The organism is Streptomyces africanus, from assembly GCF_002150735.1.
Lineage (GTDB): Bacteria > Actinomycetota > Actinomycetes > Streptomycetales > Streptomycetaceae > Streptomyces > Streptomyces africanus.
The window spans coordinates 1-4,035 of the sequence record NZ_MUKA01000245.1 but is presented as its reverse complement, the minus strand read 5'-3'; the positions used below and the strand labels follow the sequence as shown (position 1 = coordinate 4,035).

The following is a 4,035-nucleotide window of genomic DNA, read 5'->3' as shown; positions in this document are numbered from 1 at the left end:
GTACGTGGCCCTGCTGCTCGGGGGCCGGGGAGTCCGGGTCGGGCCTGCGGGGCTTGGCGCGCAGGGCGCTGATGCCCCAGTAGAGGGCGAGCGCGCCGAGCAGCAGCGCCACGTACGGCCAGCTGAAGAGGGCGAAGAAGAAGGCCCACATGCCGGAGAGCAGGGCGTAGCGCGCACGGCGCTGGGCGGGGTCCGTCGGGTCCCAGCGCGGGTTCGGGCCGCCCTGGGGGCCGCCCGGGCCCTCGGGGCCGCCGCGCGGGCGTTCACCGAAGCCGTCGGAGGAGCGGCCGGGCTGCCGGTCGCTCCACTGGCTGCCCCAGGGCGCGCGGTCGTCCTCGCCGCCGTCCTGGGAGTCGTCGCCCGACGGGCGCCGCGGCTGCCAGGGCCGGTCCGGGGTGCCCTCGGGCGGCGGGGCGAAGGGGTTGTCCTCCTGGGACCCGCGCCCTCGCTCGTCGCCGCGGTCGCCGTCCGACGGCGCGTCGGGCGGTGAGCTGGGGCGCTCCCGCAGCAGCACGCTGCCGCGCTCCCCTCCCTGCGCCGACAGGTGGGGGAACGTGAGGAGTCGCAGGCTGCGGTCCGGCATCAAGTGAGCGTCTTCCCGTTGATGAGTAGGAACGAGTTGCTGAGCAGGTAGGGGTGACAGAACCGAACGGTGTCGGACCCCGGGCCCGCCACCTCTTGAACGCGTCACGTCCGGACGGCGTTCCCGAACCGGCTCCGCCCAGACGCTACCTTCCGGCCATGCCCCCGTCCCGTGGGGGCTGTCCGGTGTGCCGGTATCGTTGCTGACGGTCGGCCGGTTCGTAGGCTTCCCCGTATCCGGGGGCCCGAAGCATTCGTATGAATGTACAAACGCCAAGGCCGCCTGGACAGACGCTCCCTTCGAGAAAGGCCCCCACCGTGGCCGCCAAGCCCGTGGCCCCGCGCGTCAAGCGCCTCGTCGTGCTGGTCTCCGGATCCGGCACCAACCTTCAGGCGCTGCTCGACGAGATCGCCGCCGCCGGCGCGCAGGCGTACGGGGCCGAGATCGTGGCCGTCGGCGCCGACCGTGAGGGCATCGAGGGGCTGGCCCGCGCCGAGCGCGCTGGGCTGCCGACCTTTGTGCACAAGGTCAGGGACTACGGCAGCCGCGAGGAGTGGGACGCCGCCCTCGCCGAGGCCGTCGCCGCCTTCGAGCCCGACCTCGTCGTCTCCGCCGGGTTCATGAAGATCGTCGGCAAGGAGTTCCTGGCCCGGTTCGGCGGGCGGTTCGTCAACACGCACCCGGCCCTGCTGCCCAGTTTCCCGGGGGCCCACGGCGTGCGGGACGCGCTCGCGTACGGCGCCAAGGTCACCGGCTGCACCGTCCACTTCGTCGACGACGGCGTCGACACCGGCCCGATCATCGCCCAGGGCGTGGTCGAGGTCCGGGACGAGGACGACGAGAGCGCTCTGCACGAGCGCATCAAGGAAGTCGAGCGAAGGCTGCTCGTCGAGGTCGTGGGGCGGCTCGCCCGCAACGGCTATCGCATTGAGGGACGAAAGGTAGTTATCCAGTGACCGCCGAGAGCAACAAGCGGCCCCTTCGCCGGGCGCTCGTCAGCGTCTACGACAAGACCGGGCTGGAGGAGCTCGCGCGCGGGCTCCACGAGGCCGGGGTCGAGCTCGTCTCCACCGGCTCCACCGCTGCGAAGATCGCCGCTGCCGGCGTCCCCGTCACCAAGGTCGAGGAGCTCACCGGCTTCCCCGAGTGCCTGGACGGCCGCGTCAAGACGCTGCACCCGCGCGTGCACGCCGGCATCCTCGCCGACCTGCGCCTGGAGGACCACCGGCGGCAGCTCGCCGAGCTGGGTGTCGAGCCGTTCGACCTCGTCGTCGTCAACCTGTACCCGTTCCGCGAGACCGTCGCCTCCGGTGCCTCGCCCGACGAGTGCGTGGAGCAGATCGACATCGGCGGTCCGTCGATGGTCCGGGCCGCCGCCAAGAACCACCCGTCCGTCGCGGTCGTCACCAGCCCGGCCCGCTACGCCGATGTGCTCAAGGCCGTCCAGAGCGGCGGCTTCGACCTCGCCACCCGCAAGCGGCTCGCCGCCGAGGCCTTCCAGCACACGGCCGCATACGACGTGGCCGTCGCCTCCTGGTTCGCCTCCTCCTACGCGCCCGTCGACGAGTCGCAGTTCCCCGACTTCCTCGGCGCCACCTGGGAGCGCGAGCACACCCTGCGCTACGGCGAGAACCCGCACCAGCCGGCCGCCCTGTACGTCTCCCGCACCGGCGGTCTCGCCGAGGCCGAGCAGCTGCACGGCAAGGAGATGTCGTACAACAACTACACGGACACGGACGCCGCCCGCCGTGCCGCGTACGACCACGCCGAGCCCTGCGTCGCGATCATCAAGCACGCCAACCCCTGCGGTATCGCGGTGGGCGCGGACGTCGCCGAGGCGCACCGCAAGGCGCACGCCTGTGACCCGCTGTCGGCGTTCGGCGGCGTGATCGCGGTCAACCGCCCGGTCAGCAAGGAGATGGCCGAGCAGGTCGCGGAGATCTTCACCGAGGTCATCGTCGCGCCGGACTACGAGGACGGCGCCCTGGAGGCCCTCACCAAGAAGAAGAACATCCGCGTGCTGCGCTGCCCCGACGGGCCCTCCGCCCCGGTCGAGGTCAAGCCGATCGACGGCGGCGCGCTGCTCCAGGTGACCGACCGGCTCCAGGCCGACGGCGACGACCCGGCCCACTGGACGCTGGCGACCGGCGAGGCGCTGGACGCCGGTGAGCTCCAGCAGCTCGCCTTCGCCTGGAAGGCCTGCCGCGCGGTGAAGTCCAACGCGATCCTGCTCGCCAAGGACGGCGCCTCGGTGGGCGTCGGCATGGGACAGGTCAACCGGGTCGACTCCTGCAAGCTGGCGGTGGAGCGGGCCGGGGCCGAGCGGGCCCGGGGCGCGTACGTCGCGTCGGACGCGTTCTTCCCGTTCCCCGACAACATCGACGTCCTGGGCGCCGCCGGCGTCAAGGCCATCGTGCAGCCCGGCGGTTCCGTCCGTGACGAACTGGTCGTCGAGGCCGCGCAGAAGGCCGGCATCACGATGTACTTCACCGGGACACGGCACTTCTTCCACTGACGGTGGCGAGCGGGTCGGCGATCAACGCCGGCCCGCTCCCCGTACGACTCAGCCGTCGACCTCGTACTGCCCGACCTCCAGGAAGTACCGCAGCTCCTCCGGAGTGCCGTCGATGGCCTCCTCGGCGGCGGCCCGGAGCGCCGCGCTGATGGTCGGGTCGGCCAGGATGCGGGCGATGGCGACGCGGTCGTCCTCGGCCTGGGCGAGGCGGTAGCCGGTCTCCAGGAAGGCGCGCAGGGCTTCCGGGGTGTTGGTGTCGAGGGCCTTGGTGGCTTCGCGCTTGACGCCTCGGCCGGAGTCGGGGTCGCCGATGATGCGGACGATGGCGACGCGGTCGTCCTCGGCCTGGGCGAGGCGGTAGCCCGTCTTCAGGAACTCCCGCATGTCCTCCACGGTGCCGTCGAGGGCCTCGTTGGCCTCCCTGATGACACCTCGGCCGCTGTCCTCGTCGGCGATGATGCGGGCGATCGCGACCCGCAGGTCGTCCTCCGACATCTCGTCCACCGGCGTGCCGTCCGTCACCGCGGTGGCGGTCGCGGCGGGGGCCGCCGGGGCCGGGCCGGCGGCGAGGGCGGGGGTGGTGAGCAGGAGGGCCGGCGCCAGGGCGGCGGCGACGATCAGGACACCGCGGGTGGATCTCATGCGGGAACCTTCCTAACGGGCAAGGGAGTTGGTGAGGCCGGGTGGTGCCAGGCGGGTGCCTGGGCCCGGTGCGGACATCCTCACATTTACCGTCGCGCGCGGCAGCTCCCTTTTCAGGTCGAGGAGCGCAGCGCCGCCCACGTCCGGGGGCCGACCTTGCCGTCGGGCTCCAGCCCCTTGGCGCGCTGGAAGCCGCGTACCGCCGTGGCGGTGCCCTTGCCGAACTGGCCGTCCACGCCCGTGCCGCCCACGTCGTAGCCGCGCTTGGCCAGCATGCACTGCACCTGCACGACGC

At 72.5% G+C, this 4,035-nt stretch carries 5 protein-coding genes; 2 read left to right on the top strand and 3 right to left on the bottom strand.

The features are described 5' to 3' along the window. The coding region (locus CCL05_RS28375; protein WP_086563427.1) for a hypothetical protein at positions 1-583 on the bottom strand (583 nt) is incomplete at its 3' end. A gap of 317 nt (positions 584-900) precedes the next feature. On the opposite strand from CCL05_RS28375, the gene purN reads away from it, so the two are divergent. Both purN and purH read left to right on the top strand, forming a co-directional pair. Beyond that, positions 901-1,539 (top strand): phosphoribosylglycinamide formyltransferase, encoded by a 639-nt coding sequence (gene purN / locus CCL05_RS28370; RefSeq protein WP_086563426.1) that lies wholly within the window; start codon positions 901-903, stop codon positions 1,537-1,539. Further along, entirely contained in the window at positions 1,536-3,098 is a 1,563-nt protein-coding gene (gene purH / locus CCL05_RS28365) for a bifunctional phosphoribosylaminoimidazolecarboxamide formyltransferase/IMP cyclohydrolase (protein WP_086563425.1), read from the top strand. Before purN ends, purH begins: the two co-directional genes overlap by 4 nt. 48 nt (positions 3,099-3,146) lie before the next feature. Here purH and CCL05_RS28360 read toward each other — a convergent pair whose 3' ends face one another. Then, a complete protein-coding gene (locus CCL05_RS28360; RefSeq protein WP_086563423.1) occupies positions 3,147-3,740 on the bottom strand; it encodes an ALF repeat-containing protein in 594 nt (197 codons plus the stop codon). 113 nt (positions 3,741-3,853) lie between these two features. Then, positions 3,854-4,035 (bottom strand): peptidoglycan-binding domain-containing protein (locus CCL05_RS28355; RefSeq protein WP_143589959.1); only part of this gene is annotated, 182 nt, incomplete at its 5' end.